This is a genomic window from Streptomyces boninensis (assembly GCF_048572725.1).
Lineage (GTDB): Bacteria > Actinomycetota > Actinomycetes > Streptomycetales > Streptomycetaceae > Streptomyces > Streptomyces boninensis.
The window spans coordinates 5511126-5532965 of sequence record NZ_CP183837.1 but is presented as its reverse complement, the minus strand read 5'-3'; the positions used below and the strand labels follow the sequence as shown (position 1 = coordinate 5532965).

Sequence of the window (21840 nt, the reverse complement as noted above, 5' to 3'; positions counted from 1 at the left end):
GAGAACGGGCGTGTTTGAACGCATAGCCGACCTGGCCATCCGCCGGTCCCGGCTGGTACTCGTCGTGGCCGCCGTGGCGGTGGCCCTCATGGGCGTCGCAGGCGCCGGCGCCTTCGGCAAGTTACTGGGCGGCGGCTACGACGACCCGGCCTCCCAGTCCACCCGCGCCGCCGAGGTCATCGAGGAGAAGTTCGGCGGCGAGACCAACCTGGTCCTGCTGGTCAGCGCCGCCGAAGGCCGTATCGACGCCCCGGCCGCCGAGCGGAGCGGCCGGAAGCTGGTGGCCGGCCTCAAGAAGGAGCGGCACCTGGAGAACGTGGTCGGCTACTGGGACACGAACAGCCCCAGCCTCCGCTCCAAGGACGGCCGCGAAGCGATGGTCCTGGTCCATGTGCAGGGCAAGGACGTCGAGCGCGACGAGAACGCCAAGGAGATCATCGACGGCTACACCGGTTCGTACGAGGGCGATCTCACCGTCAAAGCGGGCGGCGGCGCCGCCGTGACCAGCGAGATGGGCAAGCAGTCGGAAGCCGACCTGGTCCTGGCCGAGGCCATCGCGGTGCCGCTCACCCTCCTGCTGCTCCTGGTGGTCTTCGGCAGCCTGGTCGCGGCCCTGCTGCCGCTGGCGATCGGCTTCATCGCCATCCTGGGGACGTTCGCGGAGCTGTACGTCCTCGGCAGCGTCACCGATGTCTCCATCTTCGCGATCAATCTGACCACGGCGCTGGGCCTCGGCCTCGGCATCGACTATGCGCTGCTGATGGTCAGCCGGTTCCGGGAGCAGCTCGCGGCCGGGGCGAGCGTCGACGACGCGGTCCGGCGCACGGTGCACACCGCGGGCCGCACCATCGCCTTCTCCGCCGCCACGGTGGCGGCCGCGCTCGCGGCGCTGCTGGTGTTCCCGCAGTACTTCCTGCGCTCGTTCGGCTATGCCGGGGTCGGGGTCGTCGCCATCGCGGCGATCAGCACCCTGTTCGTCATGCCGGCCCTGCTCGCCGTCCTTGGCCCGCGCGTCAACAGCGGCCGGATGCCGTGGGCGAAGCCGGGCCGCGCCGCCAACCGGGCGCCGCTGTGGGGCCGGTTGGCCCGTACGGTCATGCGCCGGCCCGCGCTCACCGCCCTGCCCGTGCTCGCCGTGCTGCTCGCGGCGGCGAGCCCGCTGCTGGGCATCACCTTCGGCACCCCGGACGAGCGTGTGCTGCCCGAGGGCGCGGAGAGCCGCCAGGTCGCGGCGGCGCTGCGGGAGAACTTCACCGGCAGCGACGACGCGGCGGTCCACGTCGTCATCGACGGGCCGGTGGCGAAGGCCCGGCTGGGCTCGTACGCGACCGCGCTGTCCGAGCTCGACGGCGTGGTCCGCGTCGAGGCGAGCACGGGGACGTACGCCGACGGCCGGTCCGCGGCGGGGGAAGGGGCAGGGGCAGCTGGAGGGGCAGCGCAGACCGCCCTGGGTCGCCCGGACGCCCAGCGGCTCAATGTGGTGTCGACCCTGCCGCCGAAGTCGGAGGAGGCGCAGAGCCTGGTCAAGGAGATCCGGGCGCTAGACCCGCCTCCCGGATCACACCCCCAGGTGGGCGGCGTCGACGCCGTACTGGTCGACTCCAAGGACTCCATCGGCAGCCGCCTCCCGCTCGCGGTGGCGCTGGTCGCCCTCACCACCTTCCTCCTGCTCTTCCTCTTCACCGGCAGCGTGGTGCAGCCGCTGCGCGCCCTGGCCCTCAACCTGATCAGCCTCGGCGCCACCCTCGGCGTCATGACCTGGATCTTCCAGGACGGCCACCTCTCCGGGCTGCTCGGCTTCACCGCCCAGCCCATGGAGGTCTCGATGACGGTGCTGATGTTCTGCATCGCCTTCGGCCTGTCGATGGACTACGAGGTGTTCGTCACCAGCCGCATCAAGGAACTCCACGACGCGGGCGCCGACAACGAAACCGCCGTCACCGACGGCCTCGGCCACACCGGCCGCATCGTCAGCGCGGCCGCCTGCCTGCTGGCGGTGAGCTTCTTCGCCTTCGGCACAGCACAACTGAGCTTCATGCAGCTCTTCGGCCTCGGCAGCGGCCTGGCCATCCTGATCGACGCGGTGGCGGTACGGGGCGTCCTGGTGCCGGCCGCGATGCGCGTCCTGGGCCGCGGCGCCTGGTACGCCCCGGCCTTCCTGCGCAGCTTCCACAGCCGCTACGGCCTGAGCGAAGCCGCCCCGACACCGCCGACGGCCGCCCCGGGCCCGGCCGTGGCGCACGAAGGGCCTCCCCGCACCTTCCGCCGCACCGGCGTGGACGAGGCGCCGGACGTTGTTGAGTCCCCACAATGACCTGGAACGGCTGAGCCCGACGGTGGGCGTTTGTGCCTTGTCGCGTCCGCCTTGCAGTCAGCGCATGGGGCGGCGCACCCGACGGGCCCGTGGGCCGCCGCCGTCCAGCAGGCGCACGGCGCGGGAGACCGTCTCGTACGACACCGCGCAGACGTCGCACAGGTCCTGGGTGAGCAGCACATCCGGCGCGAGGGCGGCGAGGCGTTCGGTGTCCAGGGTGTACAACGATGAGCCGCGGTGCCTGGCGCCGCCGACCGCCTCGGAGATCTTCGAGCGTAGGGCGGCCCTCCCGGCGTCGGCGGCGGCCGTCCGCGCCCTACTCCCGCGCCACCGGATACGGGACGAAGGTGCTGGCGTTCTGATCGATGGCCAGCGCATGCCCGAGGGGTGGGGCGGAGCGTTGGGGGCATTCCAGGCGTTCGCAGACGCGGCAGCCGAGGCCGATGGGGGTGGCGGCGGCGGGGCTGTCGAGGTCGAGGCCGTCGGCGTAGACGAGGCGGTGGGCGTGGCGGATCTCGCAGCCGAGGCCGATGGCGAAGGTCTTGCCCGGCTCACCCCAGCCGCCGCGGTGCCGGGTGACCGCGCGGGCGGTCCACAAATAGCGCTGCCCGTCGGGCATTTCGGCGATCTGCACCTGGATCCGGCCGGGGGTCGTGAATGCCTCGTAGATGTTCCACAGCGGGCAGGTGCCGCCGGCGCGGGAGAAGGGGAAGCCGGTCGCGGACTGCCGTTTGGACATGTTGCCGGCCCGGTCGACGCGGACGAAGGAGAAGGGGACGCCGCGCAGCCTGGGGCGCTGGAGGGTGCTCAGGCGGTGGCAGACGGTCTCGTAGCCCAGGCCGAAGTGGTCGGTGAGGCGCTCGATGTCGTAGCGCGCTTCCTCCGCGGCGGCGTAGAAGGCGGTGTACGGCAGGATTGTCGCGGCGGCGACGTAGTTGGCGATGCCGATCCGGGCCAGGGCGTGCGCCGGTGTGCCGGGCGGGAAGTCCGCCGCGGCCTGGCGGTCGATCTCCGTGCCGTATTCGAGCAGGGCGAGCTGGGTGGCCATGCGGAAGGCCCGCTGGCCGGGGCGCAGTCGGGACGTCAGGTGCAGGGTGCGGCTGGTGGCGTCGTAGCGGTGGAGTTCGGTGCCCGGCTGGGTGTCGAGCCGGACGCCGTGCCCTTCGCTCAGCCGGGCGCTGAGCGCGGGCAGCACCTCGCCCGGGCGGATGCCGCAGTCCGCGGCCAGGTGCTCTGCGGCCAGGTCGAGGTCGTGCAGATAGTTGCGGTGGCGGTAGAAGAACTCGCGGACCTCCTCGTGCGGAGAGCGGGGCCGGTCGGGTACGACGGGCGCGCCGGCGCGCCCGTCCGCGGCGTCGGCGAGGCGCTCGGCGAGCTGCTGATTGCGGTGCCCCAGGTCGACGAGCGCCTGGGCGACGGCGGGCATGCGGGTGGCCAGCTCGGTCAGCTCACCGGCGGAGACAGGTGTCTCGGTCAGGCCGGCGGCGAGGGTCTCGCGCAGCTCCGCGACCAGGCGGGAGGTGTCGCGTTCCGAGAAGAAGCCGGGCTCGATCCCGAACTCCTCGGTCAGACGCAGCAGCACCGGGACGGTCAGCGGCCGTGAGTCGTGCTCCATCTGATTGAGGTAGCTCGCCGAGATACCGAGCCGGCGGGCCAGCGCCGCCTGGCTCATCGGGTGCTCCTCCCGCAGCCGCCGCAGCCGCGCCCCCGCGTAGATCTTCGACATGGTGCGCCCACCCCTGTCCTTCGCAAGCTTGGCAATCCGGGACCGGAAGATTTGCAGATCTTGGCATGGATCCAGCATTGATGGCACTGCGTGCCACTGCCAGAGTCACCTGTGCGGCCCGCTGGACAGACCCTGACCGGGCGGGCCGCGCCAGACAACGTGACACAGAGTGCCATGAGAATGCCGGGTGCGCGCAAGCGTTGGCAGCCGGCGAGAGAAATCCGAGGAGACGGTGACAGCCATGACCGAGGCACGTACGCAGGCAGCAGCACAGGAGCTCGCCCGACGCTGGGCCGACGACCCGCGGTGGCAGGGCATCGAGCGCACCCACACCGCCGAGGACGTCATCCGGCTCTCCGGCAGCGTCCGCGAGGAGCACACCCTGGCCCGGCGGGGCGCCGAGCGGCTGTGGCGCCAGCTGCACGACCTCGATTACGTGCACGCCCTGGGCGCGCTCACCGGCGGCCAGGCGGTGCAGCAGGTGCGGGCCGGGCTGCAGGCCATCTACCTCTCGGGCTGGCAGGTCGCCGCCGACGCCAACCAGGCCGGGCACACCTACCCGGACCAGAGCCTGTACCCGGTCAACTCGGTGCCGCAGGTGGTCCGCAGGATCAACAACGCGCTGCTGCGCGCCGACCAGATCGCCACCGCCGAGGACGCGGGCGACACCACCGACTGGCTGGCGCCGATCGTCGCCGACGCGGAGGCCGGCTTCGGCGGCCCGCTGAACGCCTTCGAACTCACCAAGGCGATGATCGCGGCCGGGGCGGCGGGCATCCATTACGAGGACCAGCTGGCCTCCGAGAAGAAGTGCGGCCACCTGGGCGGGAAGGTCCTGGTGCCGACCTCGCAGCACGTCCGTACGCTGGGCGCGGCCCGGCTGGCCGCCGACATCGCGGATGTGCCGACACTGATCGTCGCCCGGACGGACGCCCTGGCCGCGACGCTGCTGACCAGCGATGTCGACGAGCGGGACGCCGAGTTCGTGACCGGTGAGCGGACCGCGGAGGGCTTCTACCGGGTCCGTAACGGGATGGCGCCGGTGATCGCGCGCGGCCTGGCCTATGCCCCGTACGCGGACCTGATCTGGGTCGAGACCGGCACCCCGGACCTGGCGCAGGCGCGGGAGTTCGCCGAGGCCATCCACGCCCGGCACCCGGGGAAGATGCTGGCGTACAACTGCTCGCCGTCCTTCAACTGGAAGGCGGCGCTGGACGACGACCAGATCGCGAAATTCCAGCGGGAGCTGGGGGCGATGGGCTACAAGTTCCAGTTCATTACGCTGGCCGGCTTCCACTCGCTCAACCACGGCATGTTCGACCTGGCCCGCGGCTACGCCGAGCACGGCATGACCGCGTATGTGGACCTGCAGGAGAAGGAGTTCGCGGCGCAGGCGGACGGCTTCACCGCGGTCAAGCACCAGCGCGAGGTCGGCACCGGCTACTTCGACCTGGTCTCCACCGCCGTCAACCCGGCTTCCTCCACGACCGCGCTGAGCGGGTCGACGGAGGAGGAGCAGTTCCACTGAGCCGCACGCCGGCCGCCCTCCGCCACTGACCCGATCAGGAGAGACCCGTGTCCACTGTCGCCCCGCCCCGCGCGGTCCGCGTGCTCGCCCCGCCCGCCGAACGCCACGACGAAATCCTCACACCCGCCGCCCTCGCCTTCCTCGGCCGGCTGACCGCCGCCTTCCACGAGCGCCGCCTCGACGTCTTCAAGGAGCGCCGCCGGATAGCCCTGCGCCTGGCCGACGGCTCCCGCTACGACTTCCCGCTGACCGCCGCCGCCATCCGCGCCGACGACACCTGGAGGGTGGCCCCACCCGCCCCCGGCCTCACCGACCGCCGCGTGGAGATCACCGGCCCGCCGGACCGCCGGATGACCGTCAACGCCCTCAACTCCGGCGCCCGGGTATGGATGGCCGACTTCGAGGACGCCACCGCCCCCACCTGGGAGAACATCATCGGCGGCCAGCTGAACCTGCTCGACGCCATCGAGCGCCGCATCGACTTCACCACCGCCGACGGCAAGGAGTACCGACTGGCCCCGCGCGAGCAGCTCGCCACCATCGTCGTCCGCCCCCGCGGCTGGCACCTCGACGAGGAGCACCTGGAGTACGACGGCCGCCCGGTCCCGGCCGCACTGGTCGACTTCGGCCTGTACTTCTTCCACTGCGCCCAGCGCCAGCTCGACGCCGGCCACGGCCCGTACTTCTACCTCCCCAAGCTGGAACACCGCGGCGAGGCCCGCCTCTGGAACGACGTCTTCCTCCTCGCCCAGGAACTCCTCGGCATCCCGCGCGGCACCATCAGGGCCACCGTCCTCATCGAGACCATCACCGCCGCCGTCCAGATGGACGAGATCCTCTACGAGCTGCGCGAGCACAGCTCCGGCCTCAACGCCGGCCGCTGGGACTACCTCTTCAGCCTCATCAAGACCTTCGGCCACCGCACCGACTGCCTGCTGCCCGACCGGGCCAAGGTCACCATGACCGCCCCGTTCATGCGCGCCTACACCGAGCTGCTGGTACGCACCTGCCACAAGCGCGGCGCCCACGCCATCGGCGGCATGGCCGCGCAGGTCCCCGGCGGCGACCCGCAGGCCCGCGAGGCCGCACTCGCCAAGGTGCGCCTGGACAAGGAGCGCGAGGCAGAGGACGGCTTCGACGGTTCCTGGGTGGCCCACCCCGGGCTGGTCGAGGTCTGCCGCGACGTCTTCGACGGCGTCCTCGGCGGCCGGCCGCACCAGCTGGAGCGCACCCGCGACGAGGTGGAGGTGACCGCGGCCGACCTGGTCGACGTGCGCCGCACCTCGGGTCCGCCGACGCCGGAGGGACTCCGTACCAACATCGCGGTCGCGCTGCGCTACTTCGCCGCCTGGCTGAGCGGCCAGGGCGCGGTCGCGCTGTACGGGCTGATGGAGGACGCGGCGACCGCCGAGATCGCCCGGGTGCAGGTCTGGCAGTGGCTGCGGCACCGGGTCGTCGACCGGGAGACGGTGGAGCGGCTGCTCGACGAGGAGGTGGCGGCGCTGGCGGCCGAGCATCCGGAGGTGCTGGTGGCGGACGTCCGCGCGCTCTTCGAAAGTACGGCGCTGCGCGCGGAGCTGCCGGCGTTCTTCACGCCCGAGGCGTACTCGCGTCACCTGGTGCGCCGGGCGGAGGCGCGGTCATGAGCACGAGCTGCCAGAGGATCGGCGTGGTCGGCGGCGGGCAGATGGGCGCGGGGATCGCGGAGGTATGCGCCCGCGCCGGGCTCGACACGCTGGTGTGTGAGGTGGACGCGGTGGCGGCACGGGCCGCCCGCGAGCGCATCGCCGCCTCACTGGAGAAGGCGGCCGCACGCGGCAAGCTGACCCGGGAGGCGGCCGAGGCGGCCCTCGCCCGTACAACCGTCACCGGCGAGCTCGCCGACCTCGCCGACCGGCACCTCGTCATCGAGGCGGTGGTGGAACACCCCGACGTCAAGACCGAAGTGTTCGCCACCCTCGACAAGATCGTCGAGGACCCGGACGCCGTGCTGGCCACCAACACCTCCTCCCTCCCCGTCATGCGCCTCGGCATGGCAACCACCCGCGCCGACCGCGTCGTCGGACTGCACTTCTTCAACCCGGTACCGGTGCTGCCGCTCGTCGAGATCGTCACCTCCCTGCACACCGCGCCCGAGACCGTCGCCGCCGTGCAAGGCTTCGCCACCCAGACCCTGGGCAAGACCGCCATCCGCTCCAAGGACCGCGCCGGGTTCGTCGTCAACGCCCTCCTCATCCCCTACCTCCTGTCCGCGATCAGGATGGCCGAGTCGGGCTTCGCCACCCCTGCCGACATCGACGCCGGGATGGAGCAGGGCTGCGCCCACCCCATGGGACCGCTGAAACTCGCGGACCTGATCGGGCTCGACACCGTGGCCGCGATCGCCGAGTCCCTGTACGAGGAGTTCCGCGAGCCGGTATACGCGCCGCCCCCGCTGCTCCAGCGGATGGTGGAGGCAGGGCTTCTCGGGCGGAAGGCGGGGCAGGGCTTCCACATCTACGGCGGGATTGACGAGTAGCTGCCCACCTCTTATTGCACATATATTGCAACTACAGGCAATGCGCAGGAGGAGGCAGCGGTGGGCGGACCCGTGGTGCTGGGCATCGAGTCGTCGTGCGACGAGACCGGCGCGGGCATCGTGCGGGACGGGAAACTCCTGGCCCACGTGGTGGCGTCGAGCATGGACGAACACGCCCGGTACGGCGGCGTGGTGCCCGAGATCGCCGCCCGCGCCCATCTGCACGCCTTCACACCGGTCGTGCGACGCGCCCTCGCCGATGCCGGACTCCGGCTGCAGCAGATCGACGCCGTCGCCGTCACCACCGGGCCCGGCCTGGCGGGAGCCCTGCAGGTCGGCCTGGCCGGCGCCAAGTCCCTCGCCTACGCGGCCGGAGTTCCGCTGTACGGGGTCCACCACCTGGCCGGACACGTCGCCGCCGACACCCTGGAGCACGGGCCGCTGCCCGAACCCTGCGTGGTCCTGATCGTCTCCGGCGGTCACACCTCACTGCTGCTGGTCCGGGATCTGGTGCGGGAGCCGATCCTGCACCTGGGCGACACCCTCGACGACGCGGCCGGGGAGTGCTTCGACAAGGTCGCGCGCGTCCTCGGCCTGCCGTATCCGGGCGGTCCCGCAATCGACCGCGCCGCCCGCGCGGGCGACGCGCGCGCCGTGGATTTTCCGCGCCCGCTCACCCGCCCCGGCGACGACCCGTACGCCTTCTCCTTCTCCGGCCTGAAGACGGCCGCCGCCCGCTGGGCCGAACGGCATCGCCTCCGCGGCATCGAGCCGCCGGTCGCCGACGGCGCCGCCGCCCTGCAGGAGGCCATCGCCGACGTGCTGACCCGCAAGGCGCTCGCGGCCTGCGCCGCCTACGACGTGAACACCCTGGTCGTGGTCGGCGGCGTGGCCGCCAACTCCCGGGTGCGCGCGCTGGCCGAGCAGCGCTGCACCGCCGCCGGGATCGAACTGCGAGTCCCGTCCATGACGCTGTGCACCGACAACGGGGCGATGATCGCCGCCGTCGGCGACCTGCTGGTCCGCGCCGGCGCCGAACCCGCCCCACTGGACGTCTCGATCGATCCCTCCGCCCCGCTTGACTACGCGGCTCTCACTCCGAGCGCAGCCCGCTCTGTCCCGCAGGCCGCCTGATGGCACCGGCCGTCCAGCTCGTCTCCGGACAGCGGCTGCTTTCCCACCTCGACGGCGTGCGCGCCGTCTACACCGATGCCTTCTGCGCCCCGCCCTGGAACGAGGATGCCGGGCAGGCGGACATCTATCTGCAGCGGCTGGTCTCCGATGTCGACCGCGACGGATTCACGGCCGCCCTGGCCCTGGACGGGGACACGGTCCTGGGCTGGGCAACAGCCTGGACAACCCCGGCTCCCTTCCCTGACGAGCGCAGCTATCCGCAGATAGCGGCCGCCCTCGGACAGCGACGCACGCAGGCGTGGCTGTGCGACGCCCGCGAGATCGACGAGCTGGCCGTAGCCGCGTCGGCCCGACGCACCGGTCTGGGAGGCCGGCTGCTGAGAGCGGTCACCTCCGGCCGGACCGACGGCCGCTGCTGGTTGATCACCTCCGTCCAGGCCGGACAGACCGTCGCCTTCTACGAGCGGGCCGGCTGGCTGCAGGTGACCCACCCCGCTCCCACCGGCAAGGGCTACGTCGCGCTCCTTGGACCGCGGCATCCGGCCCAGGCTCTCGCCCCGCGGCCCCTGTGACACCGCACCGCCCGGAACGGGCTCCGCTCCCGACGGCCGGAGCGGCAAGGCAGCCGCCCCGGCCAGGATCGATGCGTCCCGCAGGTCAGGAGGTGGCGGTTCCCAGCTCCGTGCGGACGGTGCGGGCCGCGCTGACCAGGTTTTCCAGTGAGGTGCGGGTCTCGGGCCAACCGCGGGTCTTCAGGCCGCAGTCGGGGTTGACCCACAGCCTCGCGGCGGGGATTGCCTTGAGGCCGGTGCGCAGCAGCTCCGCGGCCTCGTCCGCGCCCGGGATACGGGGTGAGTGGATGTCGTAGACGCCCGGTCCGGCCTCGCGCGGGTAGCCGTGCTCCGCCAGTTCGTAGGCGACCTGCATGTGGGAGCGGGCCGCCTCCAGGCTGATCACGTCCGCGTCGAGGTCGTCGATCGCCTGCACGATGTCGCCGAACTCGGCGTAGCACATGTGCGTGTGGATCTGCGTCTCCGGGCGCACTCCGGCGGTCGTCAGGCGGAAGGACTCCGTCGCCCAGTCCAGGTAGGCGGCGTGGTCCGCGGCGCGCAGCGGCAGCGTCTCGCGCAGCGCGGGCTCGTCGACCTGGATCACCGACGTGCCGTTCGCCTCCAGGTCGGTCACCTCGTCGCGCAGGGCGAGCGCGACCTGGCGGGCGGTGTCGCCGAGCGGCTGGTCGTCGCGTACAAAGGACCAGGCGAGCATCGTCACCGGGCCGGTGAGCATGCCCTTGACGGGGCGGTCGGTGAGGGACTGGGCGTACGACGTCCAGCGCACCGTCATCGGCTCGGGCCGGGAGATGTCGCCGGCCAGCACCGGCGGGCGGACGTAGCGGGTGCCGTAGGACTGCACCCAGCCGTGCTGGGTGGCCAGATAGCCGGTGAGCTGCTCGGCGAAGTACTGCACCATGTCGTTGCGTTCGGGCTCGCCGTGCACGAGGACGTCGACGCCGGTCTTCTCCTGGAAAGAGATGACGTCGCGGATCTCGTTCTTGATGCGGTCCTCGTACGCGGCCGTGTCGATCCGGCCGGCGCGCAAGTCGGCGCGGGCCGTGCGCAGCTCCGTGGTCTGCGGGAACGAGCCGATGGTCGTGGTCGGCAGCAGCGGCAGGTTCAGGTGGGCGCGCTGGGCGGCGGTGCGGTCGGCGTACGGCTGCGTGCGGCGGCCGTCGGCGTCGGTGACGGCGTCGACGCGGGCCCGTACCGCCGGGTCGCGGGTGATGGGAGAGGTGGCGCGGGAGGACAGCGCGGCGCGGTTTGCGGCGAGCTCTGCCGTGATCGCGTCCGTGCCGCGCGCGAGGCCCTTGGCCAGCGTCGCGATCTCTGCGGTCTTCTGCCGGGCGAAGGAGAGCCAGCGCAGGATCTGCGGGTCGATGTCGCGCTCCAGAGCCGCGTCCAGCGGTACGTGGAGGAGCGAGCAGGAGGCCGCGACGTCGACACGGTCCGCAAGGCCGAGCAGGGTGCCGAGGGTGGTCAGTGACTTCTCCAGATCGCCCACCCAGATGTTGCGGCCGTTGACGACGCCGGCGACCAGCCGCTTGCCGGGCAGTCCGCCGGCGGCGGCGAGCGCGTCCAGGTTGCCCGCCGCGGCCTCGGTGAAGTCCAGCGCCAGGCCGTCGATCGGCGCCTTGGCCAGCACCGGCAGGGCATCGCCGAGCCGGTCGAAGTACGAGGCGACCAGCAGCTTCGGGCGGTCGGTGAGGGCGCCGAGGTCTCGGTAGGCGCGCGCGGCGGCGTTCAGCTCGGCCGGGGTGCGGTCCTGCACCAGGGCGGGCTCGTCGAGCTGCACCCACTCGGCACCGGCGGCCCGCAGATCCGCGAGCACCTCGGCGTAGACGGGCAGCAGCCGGTCCAGGAGGGTGAGCGGGTCGAAGTCCGCGGCCACGCCGGGCGCCGGCTTCGACAGCAGCAGATACGTGACCGGGCCGACCAGGACCGGGCGGGCGGTCAGGCCCTGGGCGAGGGCCTCCTTGAACTCCGCGACCTGCTTGCCGGAGTCGGCGGTGAAGACCGTGTCCGGGCCCAGCTCGGGCACCAGGTAGTGGTAGTTGGTGTCGAACCACTTGGTCATCTCCAGCGGCGCCACCTCCTGGGTGCCGCGGGCCATCGCGAAGTAGCCGTCGAGCGCGTCGGCGGCGACCGCGTCCCGGTGCCGCTCGGGGATGGCGCCGACCATGACGGTGGTGTCCAGGACGTGGTCGTAGTACGAGAAGTCGCCGGTGGGGACCTCGTCGATGCCGGCGTCGGCCAGCTCCTGCCAGTTCTGGCGGCGCAGGCTGGCGGCGGTGGCGCGAAGGGCGTCGGCGGTGCCGCGGCCCTTCCAGTAGCCCTCGATCGCCTTCTTGAGTTCCCGGTTCTGGCCCTGGCGGGGGTAGCCGTACACGGTGGCCCGTGCTGCCGCGGCTGCGGTCTTGGTGGTCACGGAGTTCTCCTTCGAGAGACGTATCCCTGTCGATCCCGTGGACCGGAAGGACGCGAAGGAGCAGCGAAACCAGCGGACGACCGCGCGGCAAAGGCGAGCCGAGTCCTGCCTGGTATGTACGCCGACCCGCCCTCGAGGTCACCGGGATATCCGCGCGCGGGACGGCCCGTACGCGGACAGCGGGCAGGTCTTCGGACTCGCGGGCACGTCCTCGTCGCGTCTTACGACTACGACGCGGACACCTACTGGCCGTCGCTTCCCGGGCCCGATGCAATCGGACCCAGTGCTTCATTGACGGCGGTCGTTCCCGCTCACCGCTGCGGGGCAGTCCCGGATTCCCACCGGGTTCCCTCTTACGGCACCCCGCCTGGCGGACGGGGCGAACCAGCTGCGCCTGCCAGCGTACGGGGCCGGCACTCCGTAACGGCACACTGAGGCAATCAAGGAGAACAACGTCACAGCTGTGCCCACTCCTGCTCACTTGTCAACTGTCCTAGCATCCGAACATGACGGTCCTGCCCGACGACGGGCTCTCCCTGGCGGCCGAGTTCCCCGGTGCGACGCATGCTCAATGGCAGCACCTCGTCTCCGGCGTGCTGCGTAAATCCGGGAAGGAAGTCCCGGACGCCGAGGTCGAGGCGGCGTTGTCCACCGGTGTGGAGGACGGGCTGCGGGTTCTCCCGCTGTACGCGGCGGGCGAGGGCGCACCGGACCCGGGTCTGCCCGGCTTCGCGCCCTTTGTCCGCGGCGGCCGCGCCGAGGGAAACACGACCGGCGGCTGGGATGTGCGCCAGCAGCACGCGGTCGCCGACGGCGGTTCCGTGCTCGCCGACCTGGAGAACGGCGTCACCTCCCTGTGGTGCACGGTCGGCGCCGACGCGATCCCCGTGGCGTCGCTGACCGACGCCCTCGACGGCGTCTACCTGGACCTGGCACCCGTCGTTCTCGACGCGGGCGCCGAGACGGAGGCCGCCGCCCGGGCGCTGTTCGCGCTGTACGCCGCGCAGGGCGTGGCCGACACCGCGGTACGGGGCAACCTGGGCGCCGATCCCCTCGGTTGGGAGGCGCGTACCGGCGCGGCGCACGACATCGCACCTGCCGCGGAGCTGGCCGAGCGGTGCGCCGGGCGCTATCCGGGGATGCGGGCATTGACCGTGGACGCCCTCGCCTATCACGAGGCGGGCGGCTCGGCGGCGCAGGAGCTGGCCTGCTCGCTGGCGACTGCGGTCGGCTATCTGCGCGAGCTGACGGCGGCCGGACTCGGCGTCGAACAGGCGTGTGCCCAGCTGGAGTTCCGCTACGCCGCCACCGCCGACCAGTTCCTGACCATCGCGAAGCTGCGCGCGGCCCGCAGGCTGTTCGCCCGGGTGGCCGACGTGTGCGGCGCGCCGCAGGCGGGCGCCCAGCGGCAGCACGCGGTGACCTCGCCGGTGATGATGAGCGGCCGCGACCCTTGGGTGAACATGCTGCGTACCACCGTCGCCGCGCTCGCCGCCGGGGTGGGCGGGGCGGAGGCCGTCACCGTGCTGCCGTTCGACCACGCGCTGGGGCTGCCGGACGGGTTCGCCCGCCGGATCGCCCGTAACACCTCGACCATCCTCATCGAGGAGTCGCATCTGGCCCGGGTGATCGATCCGGCCGGGGGTTCCTGGTACGTGGAGCGGCTGACCGACGAGCTCGCCCACGCCGCCTGGGGCTTCTTCCAGGAGATCGAGCGGGCCGGCGGGCAGGCGGCGGCGCTGCGCTCCGGCATGATCCGCGAGCGGCTGGCCGAGACCTGGGCAGCGCGCAGCAGCAAGCTCGCCACCCGGCGTGAACCGGTCACCGGGGTCAGCGAGTTCCCGAACCTCGCGGAGCAGCCGGTCGTCCGCGCCCCCGCACCCCAGGCGCCCGGCGGCGGGCTGCCGCGGGTGCGCCGGGACGAGGCGTACGAGGCGCTGCGGGCCCGCTCCGACGCCCACCTGGCGGCCACCGGCAGCCGGCCCCGTATCCACCTGGCCGCGCTCGGCCCGGCCGCCGCCCACACCGCCCGGCTCACCTTCGCCGCCAACCTCTTCCAGGCCGGCGGCATCGAGACCGTCACCGACGGCACCTTCGCGGAGAGCGGGGCGGTCGAGGCGTGCCTGTGCTCCAGCGACGGCGTGTACGAGGAGGAGGCGGAGGCTGCCGCGCAGACGCTGCGGGAGGCCGGGGCCCGGCACGTCTTCCTCGCCGGTCGCCCCGGTTCGTACGCGGGTATCGATAGCTATGTCTTCTCCGGTTGTGACGCCGTCGCGGTGCTCTCGGCCGCGCTGGACCGTATGGGAGTGTCCCGATGACCATCCCCGACTTCTCCTCGGTCGAGCTGGGGGCGCCCGCCGCGGCCGGTGGGCCCGACGAGTGGCGCGGCGCGTTCAAGAAGGCCGCCGACGGCGCCGACCTGCTCTGGGAGACGCCGGAGGGGATCACGGTCAGGCCGCTGTACACCGGGCAGGACCTGGAGGGCCTGGACTTCCTGGAGACCTATCCGGGCATCGCGCCGTATCTGCGCGGCCCGTATCCGACGATGTACGTCAACCAGCCCTGGACGATCCGGCAGTACGCGGGTTTCTCCACCGCCGAGGAGTCCAACGCCTTCTACCGGCGCAACCTGGCCGCCGGCCAGAAGGGCCTGTCGGTCGCCTTCGACCTGCCCACGCACCGCGGCTACGACAGCGACCACCCGCGGGTGACCGGCGACGTCGGCATGGCGGGCGTCGCGATCGACTCGATCTACGACATGCGGCAGCTCTTCGACGGCATCCCGCTGGACAGGATGACGGTCTCGATGACGATGAACGGCGCCGTGTTGCCGGTGCTGGCGCTGTACATCGTGGCGGCGGAGGAGCAGGGGGTGCCGGCGGAGAAGCTGGCAGGGACCATCCAGAACGACATCCTCAAGGAGTTCATGGTCCGTAACACCTACATCTATCCGCCGAAGCCGTCGATGCGGATCATCTCCGACATCTTCGCCTTCACCTCGCAGAAGATGCCGCGCTACAACTCGATCTCCATCTCCGGCTATCACATCCAGGAGGCCGGGGCGACGGCCGATCTGGAGCTGGCGTACACCCTCGCGGACGGTGTCGAGTATATCCGGGCGGGCAGGGAAGCCGGCCTGGACGTGGACGCGTTCGCGCCGCGGCTGAGCTTCTTCTGGGCGATCGGCATGAACTTCTTCATGGAGGTCGCCAAGCTGCGCGCGGCCCGGCTGCTGTGGGCGAAGCTGGTGAAGCAGTTCGAGCCGCAGAACACCAAGTCGCTGTCGCTGCGCACCCATTCGCAGACCTCGGGGTGGTCGCTGACCGCGCAGGACGTGTTCAACAACGTGACCCGGACGTGCGTGGAGGCGATGGCGGCCACCCAGGGCCACACCCAGTCGCTGCACACCAACGCCCTGGACGAGGCGCTCGCCCTGCCCACCGACTTCTCGGCCCGCATCGCCCGCAACACCCAGCTGCTGATCCAGCAGGAATCGGGCACCACGCGGGTGATCGACCCGTGGGGCGGCAGCGCGTACGTGGAGCGGCTGACGTACGACCTGGCGCGGCGCGCCTGGCAGCACATCCAGGAGGTCGAGCAGGCCGGCGGCATGGCGCAGGCCATCGACGCGGGCATCCCCAAGCTGCGGGTGGAGGAGGCCGCGGCCCGCACCCAGGCGCGGATCGACTCCGGCCGGCAGCCGGTGATCGGGGTGAACAAGTACCGGGTGGACAGCGACGAGCAGATCGAGGTCCTGAAGGTCGACAACTCCTCGGTGCGCGCCCAGCAGATCGCCAAGCTGCGCCGGCTGCGCGAGGAGCGCGACGAGCAGGCCTGCCAGGACGCGCTCGACGCCCTGACCCGGGCGGCCAGTGGCGAGGGCAACCTGCTGGAGCTCGCGGTCAATGCGGCCCGCGCGAAGGCCACGGTCGGCGAGATCAGTGACGCGCTGGAGAAGGTGTACGGACGGCACGCCGGGCAGATCCGTACGATCTCCGGTGTGTACCGAAACGAGGCCGGCGAGTCCGCGGGCGTGACGCGCACCCGCGCCACGGTGGACGCCTTCGCCGAGGCCGAGGGGCGCCGTCCGCGCATCCTGGTCGCGAAGATGGGCCAGGACGGCCACGACCGCGGCCAGAAGGTGATCGCGACGGCCTTCGCCGACCTGGGCTTCGACGTCGACGTCGGCCCGCTGTTCCAGACCCCGGCCGAGGTGGCGCGGCAGGCCGTCGAGGCGGACGCGCACATCGTCGGGGTGTCCTCGCTCGCCGCCGGGCATCTGACGCTGGTGCCGGCGCTGCGGGAGGCGCTGGCCGAGGAGGAGCGCGAGGACATCATGATCGTCGTGGGTGGGGTGATTCCGCCGCAGGACGTGCCGACGCTGCTGGAGATGGGCGCGGCGGCTGTGTTCCCGCCCGGCACGGTGATCCCGGACGCCGCCGGCGACCTGGTCGCCCGGCTCGCGGCCGCGCTCGGCCACGCCCGGTGAGCGGGTAGCGCCGGTGGCCATGGATCTCGACGCGTACGTCAAGGGCGTCCTGGACGGCAAACGGTCGGTCATCGCCCGCGCCATCACGCTGGTGGAGTCCACCCGCCCGCAGCACCGGGCGCTCGCGCAGCAGTTGCTGACCGAGCTGCTGCCGCACAGCGGCCGCTCCCGGCGACTTGGGATCAGCGGGGTGCCCGGCGTCGGCAAGTCGACGTTCATCGACGCCTTCGGTACGCAGCTGACCGGGGCCGGGCACCGGGTGGCGGTGCTCGCCGTGGACCCGTCGTCCAGCCGCACCGGCGGCTCCATCCTCGGCGACAAGACCCGCATGGAGCGTCTGGCCGTCGACCCGGCCGCGTTCGTCCGCCCCTCCCCCACCTCCGGCACGCTCGGCGGCGTCGCAAAGGCCACCCGCGAGTCGATCGTGGTGATGGAGGCCGCGGGCTACGACGTGGTGCTGGTGGAGACCGTCGGCGTCGGCCAGTCGGAGACGGCCGTGGCGAACATGGTGGACTCCTTCCTGCTGCTCACCCTCGCCCGCACCGGCGACCAGCTGCAGGGCATCAAGAAGGGCGTGCTGGAGCTCGCGGACGTGATCGCCGTGAACAAGGCGGACGGCCCGCACGAGCGCGACGCGCGTGGGGCCGCCCGTGAACTCGCGGGCGCGCTGCGGCTGATGTACGGCAAGGACGCCTTCTGGACCCCACCGGTCCTGAGCTGCAGCGCCCGCGAGTCCACCGGCCTGGACGCGGTGTGGGAACGCCTCGAACAGCACCGCACACTGCTGGACTCCACCGGCCGCCTCGCCACCCGCCGCCGCGACCAGCAGGTGGACTGGACGTGGACGATGGTGCGGGACGAGCTGCTCGGCCGGCTGCACGCGGACTCGTCGGTCCGGTCCCTGGCGCCCGGGCTGGAACGCCAGGTGCGGGACGGCGAGATGACGGCGACCCAGGCCGCCGAACGCATCCTCGAAGCATTCGGCGGCGGGCCGCGGCCACCGGGCTAGGTCCTGCCGGCGAGCACCGCCTCGATCGACGCCTCCAGGATGTCGATGCCGGCGTGCAGCTCGTCGTCGGTCGTGGTCAGCGGCGGGGCGATACGGAAGATGCCGCCCATGCCCTGCAGTTGAACGATGTTGAGGTGCAGTCCCCGCTCCAGGCAGGCCGCCGTGACCGCCTGGCCGAGCGCGTCGGCCGGCGCCTTGGTCACCTTGTCCTGCACCAGCTCCAGGCCCTGCAGGAGGCCACGGCCGCGGACATCGCCCACGACGTCGTACGCGTCCCGCAGGCCGCCGAGCCGCTCGGTGAGCTGCTTGCCCAGGTGCGCCGACCGGTTCACGAGGTCGTCCCGCTCGATCACGTCTAGGACCGTCAGCGCGACCGTCGCCGCCAGCGGGTCGGAGGCGTGGGTGGTGAAGAACAGGTAGCCGCGGTCCCGGCAGGTCTGCTCGATCTCGTCGCTGGTGATCACCGCGGCGGCCGGGAGCCCGGCGCCGAGGGTCTTGGAGAGGGTGAGGATGTCGGGCGTGATGCCGTCGCGCTCGAAGGCGTACATGTGCCCGGTGCGGCCGAGCCCGGTCTGGGCCTCATCGAGGATGAGCAGCATGCCGCGGGCCGCGCACAACTCCTTCAGGCGGGCGAGATAGCCGGGCGGCAGGTCGATGATGCCGCCCGACGACAGGATCGGCTCGATCAGGCAGGCCGCGAGCGCACCCGTCGACTGCTGGTCCACCAGCGCCATGCCGTAGTCCAGCTCGGCCTCCCAGTCGTACGAGCCGTCGGGGCGGCGGAAGGGCGAGCGGTAGGCGTTGGGGGTCGGGAGGGTGAGGTTCCCGGGGACGGGCGGGCCGTAACCGCGGCGGCCGGCGGAGAAGGTGGCCGCGGAGGCGGCGGCGGTCATGCCGTGCCAGGAGCGATCGAAGGAGACGACCTCGTACTTGCCGGTGGCCAGCTTCGCCATCTTCAGGGCCGCCTCGTTGGCCTCCGCGCCGGTGGTCAGCAGCAGCGTCTTGGTCAAGGGCGCGGGCAGCGTACCCGCCAGCCGTGTGGCGAGGTCCACGACCGGGCGGCTCAGCATCCCGCTGTAGAGGTGGTCGAGCGTGGCCACCGACTGCGAGACCGCGCGCACAATGTCCGGGTGCGCATGCCCCAGCACCGCGCTCATCTGGCCGGAGGTGAAGTCGAGGATGGCGGCGCCGTCGCTGTCGTGGACGTAGGCGCCGCGGGCGCTCTCGATGATGCGGGGCGTGAAGTCCGGGCCGTACCGCACCAGATGGCGGTCGGCGTGCTCCCAGAAGGTGATGTCCGTGGCCATGGGGAGGCTCCTCAGGTCGTCGCTGCGGCATAGGGTGCTATGCCGTTGATCCGGCCATTGGTTAGGCCGTACTTGACCGTGTGACCTGAAGAAATGCAGGCAGAACGACGGGCCGACGGTGCCCCGCCAGCCCGGAAGATCGCGCCGACCCGCCCTCGGGGTCACCGGGAAAGCCGCGCGTGGCTGCACGCACGGGCAACGGGCAGGTCTTCGGACTCGCGGGCGTGACCTGCACATACGTGCAGGTCTCCTACTGGCCGTCGCTTCCCGGCCCCCGAGCTGCGGGGCCAGTGCTCAATGACGGCGGTCGTTCCCGCTCACCGCTGCGGGGCAGTCCCGGATTCCCACCGGGTTCCCTCTTACGACACCCCGCCTGGCAGACGGGATAGAACCAGCTGCATAGGCCAGTCTACGGGGCGGGTGCCCAAGGGAGGCCCGGGTGTTCGCGATTGCCTTATGGACGCGTCGGCTCGATGCGCGGCGGCGGGTTGGTCTCCGCGGTCTTGTCCTTGGAGAAGGACCAGCCCTCGAAGGAGCCCAGCGGCGGCTTACGGTTCATCACGCCGTACTGGCTGTACGTCCAGGTGCCGGCGTTCGGCGCGTGCCAGTACGACCAGTACGCGGAGGCCGGCGGGGTGTCGCGGCAGGGCTCGGTGTCCGCGCCGGGCTTGCCTTCGATGCGGCAGATGAAGGCCTCGCCCCAGCGGTCGGTGCCCTGGATCTGGATGCCCGCGTTCTTCAGCGCGGTGAGGCCGGTGGCCTGGTCGCCTGGGGCGCAGCGGATGATGGTGTCCCCGCCGAGCTCCTGGAAGTCGATGATGACGGTGACGCCGTCCGCGTCCGGGCAGTAGCCGGGCGTGCCCTTGCTGGGGTCGATGGCGTACGCCTTGGCCGGCGCGGCGACGTCGGTGGCGACGCCGACGGCCGCCGAGGTGCCGACCAGCGCCAGGGCGAGCGCCGCCGCGCGCAGGGCTCGTGCCGTACGGGGGGCGGGTCTTTGCTTTCGCTTCAGCTTGGTGAACTTCACGCCTGAGTTCCTTCCGTTCCGGCCTTGCGCCGGTTCGCCGTCCGATAGGTCACATAGCCGCCGCCGATCAGCAGCGCGGAGCCCGCCGCCCACGGCAGGACCGCGGCGCCCGTGGCGGCGAGGCCGCCGCCGGAGCCGGAGCCGCCGGTCGAGCCGCCCGTTCCGCCGCCGACGGAGGCCGGGGAGGGGTGGCCGGACGGGGGCAGGCCGCTGGGGTTCGCGCCGCCTGCGTCGCCCGGGGTGGCCGAGTCGGACGGGTCCGGGCCGCCGCCGGAGCCGCCGTTGTCGCCGGAACCGCCGTCGCCCGCGCCGCCGTTGTCGCCCGTACCCCCGTTGTCGCCGGGGCCAGGGCCGGGGTCGGGGTCGGTCTCGCCGATCTTCCCGAGCGGCACCTGGGCGAGCGCGAGCAGCGCCTGCGGGGTGGCCCGGCGCCACTGGTCGCGCTGGAAGTCTTCGATGCCGTCGCTCTGCGCGGAGGTCAGCGAGTCGTTGTTGTACGCGATGGCGCCCGCCTCCGCCTTCGCCTTGCCGCCGTTGGCCTCGGTGAGCTGGTGGCCCGCGACCCAGTCCGCGGCCTTGTCCGCCTCGGCCTGGTGGCCGGCGGCGGCGAGGGCCTGGCCGGCCAGGCCGGTGCTGTTGGTGTTGGCCGCGGCGGTCGGTCCCGAGCCGCCGAAGGAGCCGTTCGCGGCCTGCTTCTGCCGCAGCCACTTGGCGCCCTTGTCGGCGGCCGCCTGCGCCCCCGGCACTCCGGCATCGGCGGCTGCGATCAGTGCATGCACGGCCATCCCCGTCGAGTCGGGGTCGATGACCGCCTTGCCGTTCTCGGCGTCGCAGTCGCCGGTGACGGCCGAGCCGCCGAAGGCGTACGGGTAGAGGCGGAAGCCGCCCGCCGAGCACTGCTGGTCGATGAGGAAGTCGACCGCGTTCTGCGGCACGCCGCCGCTGCGGGCGAGGCCGAGGACGGCCAGGGACTGGCCGAAGGTGTTGGAGTTGTCCACCGACGGGGCGTTGACCTTGTCCTTGACCCGGCCGTCCTCCAGGCCCTTGTCGGAACCGGCGATCAGGTCGAGGGTCTCCTGGCGGAGGTTGTACGCGCCGAACTTCTCCGGGTCGGACTTGGTGATCACGGCGGCGTACAGCAGCTTGGCGGTGGCGCCGGCGACGCGCTGGCCCTTCTCGCCCCAGGCGTCGAGGCTGTTGTAGTCGCGTACGTGAACCTTGAGCGCGTCCGTGATCCTCGTGGCCGTGTCCGGCTCGGCGCCGGTGGCCTTCAGCGCCATCAGCGTGTCGACGGTCAGGCCCCAATCGGCGCCGGCGAAGCCGGGTATGCCGCCGTCCTCCCCCACCTCGCCCGCCTGCCAGCGGGCGGCGGCCACGGCCGCGTCGGCGTTCGCGTCGGCCTGTGCGTCGTGCGCGCCGAGCAGTGGCAGCGACAGCGCGAGTGCCGCCGCGCCTGCTGTGCCGGCGGCCGTGCGCACGCCGGGTCTGACCCCGACCATGCGGGTTCCCCTCCCAGGAAGGATCCGCAGCCGGAGAAGGGCCGGTCCCGCAAAAAGGCCCCTGCGCGCGCATTCGCCGGGCGAATGACGGCAAGGGGCCGCGGTGCGGGGGACCGGGGCTCCATGCTGCAGACCGTGACAGTAAGAAGCGGTGCACGTGCCGCGGCAGGCATTCCGACTCGCGGCAAGTGGTGCGGTGCCGCTCACGGTTGCAGGTCAGTGCCGGATTTCCACCGGCTTCCCCTGTTCGCGTACGCATTCAGTTGTAAGTCCGCCCGCAGGCGGATCAGGCGTAGCATACGCGCCT

The 21840-nt window shown here is 72.1% G+C and carries 15 protein-coding genes and 3 riboswitches; of the genes, 9 read left to right on the top strand and 6 right to left on the bottom strand.

Going from position 1 to position 21840, the window contains the following annotated elements; genetic code table 11:
- The first annotated feature begins 10 nt into the window (after positions 1-10).
- Positions 11-2314 (top strand): MMPL family transporter, encoded by a 2304-nt coding sequence (locus ACNNMR_RS25275; RefSeq protein WP_419996969.1) that lies wholly within the window; start codon positions 11-13, stop codon positions 2312-2314.
- 57 nt (positions 2315-2371) lie between these two features.
- On the opposite strand, the gene ACNNMR_RS25270 is transcribed toward ACNNMR_RS25275, so the two are convergent.
- Positions 2372-2539, bottom strand: a complete 168-nt coding sequence (locus ACNNMR_RS25270) for a hypothetical protein (protein ID WP_419996968.1) — start codon at positions 2537-2539, stop codon at positions 2372-2374.
- A 91-nt stretch (positions 2540-2630) separates the two neighbouring features.
- Entirely contained in the window at positions 2631-4040 is a 1410-nt protein-coding gene (locus ACNNMR_RS25265; protein ID WP_419996967.1) for a short-chain fatty acyl-CoA regulator family protein, read from the bottom strand.
- 241 nt (positions 4041-4281) lie between these two features.
- On the opposite strand from ACNNMR_RS25265, the gene aceA reads away from it, so the two are divergent.
- From aceA to ACNNMR_RS25240, 5 genes are read left to right on the top strand one after another with little or no spacing between them, the layout of a single operon-like run.
- Positions 4282-5568, top strand: a complete 1287-nt coding sequence (aceA, locus tag ACNNMR_RS25260; protein WP_419996966.1) for an isocitrate lyase — start codon at positions 4282-4284, stop codon at positions 5566-5568.
- Positions 5569-5615: 47 nt separating this feature from the next.
- A complete protein-coding gene (gene aceB / locus ACNNMR_RS25255; protein WP_419996965.1) occupies positions 5616-7214 on the top strand; it encodes a malate synthase A in 1599 nt (532 codons plus the stop codon).
- Positions 7211-8086, top strand: coding sequence for a 3-hydroxybutyryl-CoA dehydrogenase (locus ACNNMR_RS25250; RefSeq protein ID WP_419996964.1), 876 nt, complete (start codon positions 7211-7213; stop codon positions 8084-8086). Before aceB ends, ACNNMR_RS25250 begins: the two co-directional genes overlap by 4 nt.
- Positions 8087-8146: 60 nt before the next feature.
- Positions 8147-9220, top strand: coding sequence for a tRNA (adenosine(37)-N6)-threonylcarbamoyltransferase complex transferase subunit TsaD (tsaD, locus tag ACNNMR_RS25245; protein WP_419996963.1), 1074 nt, complete (start codon positions 8147-8149; stop codon positions 9218-9220).
- Positions 9220-9792 carry a GNAT family N-acetyltransferase gene (locus tag ACNNMR_RS25240; RefSeq protein ID WP_419996962.1) on the top strand — a complete coding sequence of 191 codons (573 nt, stop codon included), beginning with the start codon at positions 9220-9222 and terminating at the stop codon, positions 9790-9792. Before tsaD ends, ACNNMR_RS25240 begins: the two co-directional genes overlap by 1 nt.
- A gap of 85 nt (positions 9793-9877) precedes the next feature.
- Here ACNNMR_RS25240 and metE read toward each other — a convergent pair whose 3' ends face one another.
- Positions 9878-12202 carry a 5-methyltetrahydropteroyltriglutamate--homocysteine S-methyltransferase gene (gene metE, locus ACNNMR_RS25235; RefSeq protein WP_419996961.1) on the bottom strand — a complete coding sequence of 775 codons (2325 nt, stop codon included), beginning with the start codon at positions 12200-12202 and terminating at the stop codon, positions 9878-9880.
- 164 nt (positions 12203-12366) lie between these two features.
- Positions 12367-12606: riboswitch (cobalamin riboswitch) on the bottom strand.
- A 102-nt stretch (positions 12607-12708) separates the two neighbouring features.
- Between metE and ACNNMR_RS25230 the strand changes: the two genes are divergently transcribed.
- From ACNNMR_RS25230 to meaB, 3 genes are read left to right on the top strand one after another with little or no spacing between them, the layout of a single operon-like run.
- Entirely contained in the window at positions 12709-14520 is a 1812-nt protein-coding gene (locus tag ACNNMR_RS25230; RefSeq protein ID WP_419996960.1) for a methylmalonyl-CoA mutase family protein, read from the top strand.
- Positions 14517-16691, top strand: a complete 2175-nt coding sequence (gene scpA, locus ACNNMR_RS25225) for a methylmalonyl-CoA mutase (RefSeq protein WP_419996959.1) — start codon at positions 14517-14519, stop codon at positions 16689-16691. The genes ACNNMR_RS25230 and scpA overlap by 4 nt, the downstream gene beginning before the upstream one ends.
- Before the next feature lie 19 nt (positions 16692-16710).
- Complete coding sequence (gene meaB / locus ACNNMR_RS25220) at positions 16711-17700, top strand: methylmalonyl Co-A mutase-associated GTPase MeaB (RefSeq protein ID WP_419996958.1); 990 nt, start codon at positions 16711-16713, stop codon at positions 17698-17700.
- Here the strand turns inward: meaB and ACNNMR_RS25215 are convergent.
- The 3 genes from ACNNMR_RS25215 to ACNNMR_RS25205 form a co-directional block, all read right to left on the bottom strand.
- Positions 17697-19007, bottom strand: a complete 1311-nt coding sequence (locus ACNNMR_RS25215; protein WP_419996957.1) for an aspartate aminotransferase family protein — start codon at positions 19005-19007, stop codon at positions 17697-17699. The two genes, meaB and ACNNMR_RS25215, sit on opposite strands and share 4 nt — an antisense overlap.
- A gap of 183 nt (positions 19008-19190) precedes the next feature.
- Positions 19191-19418, bottom strand: a riboswitch (cobalamin riboswitch).
- Positions 19419-19461: 43 nt separating this feature from the next.
- On the bottom strand, positions 19462-20034 hold the full coding sequence (locus ACNNMR_RS25210; RefSeq protein ID WP_419996956.1) for a flagellar hook-length control protein FliK: 573 nt from the start codon (positions 20032-20034) through the stop codon (positions 19462-19464).
- Complete coding sequence (locus ACNNMR_RS25205) at positions 20031-21533, bottom strand: hypothetical protein (protein ID WP_419996955.1); 1503 nt, start codon at positions 21531-21533, stop codon at positions 20031-20033. The genes ACNNMR_RS25210 and ACNNMR_RS25205 overlap by 4 nt, the downstream gene beginning before the upstream one ends.
- A 146-nt stretch (positions 21534-21679) precedes the next feature.
- A riboswitch (cobalamin riboswitch) is annotated at positions 21680-21828 on the bottom strand.
- Positions 21829-21840: the final 12 nt, after the last annotated feature.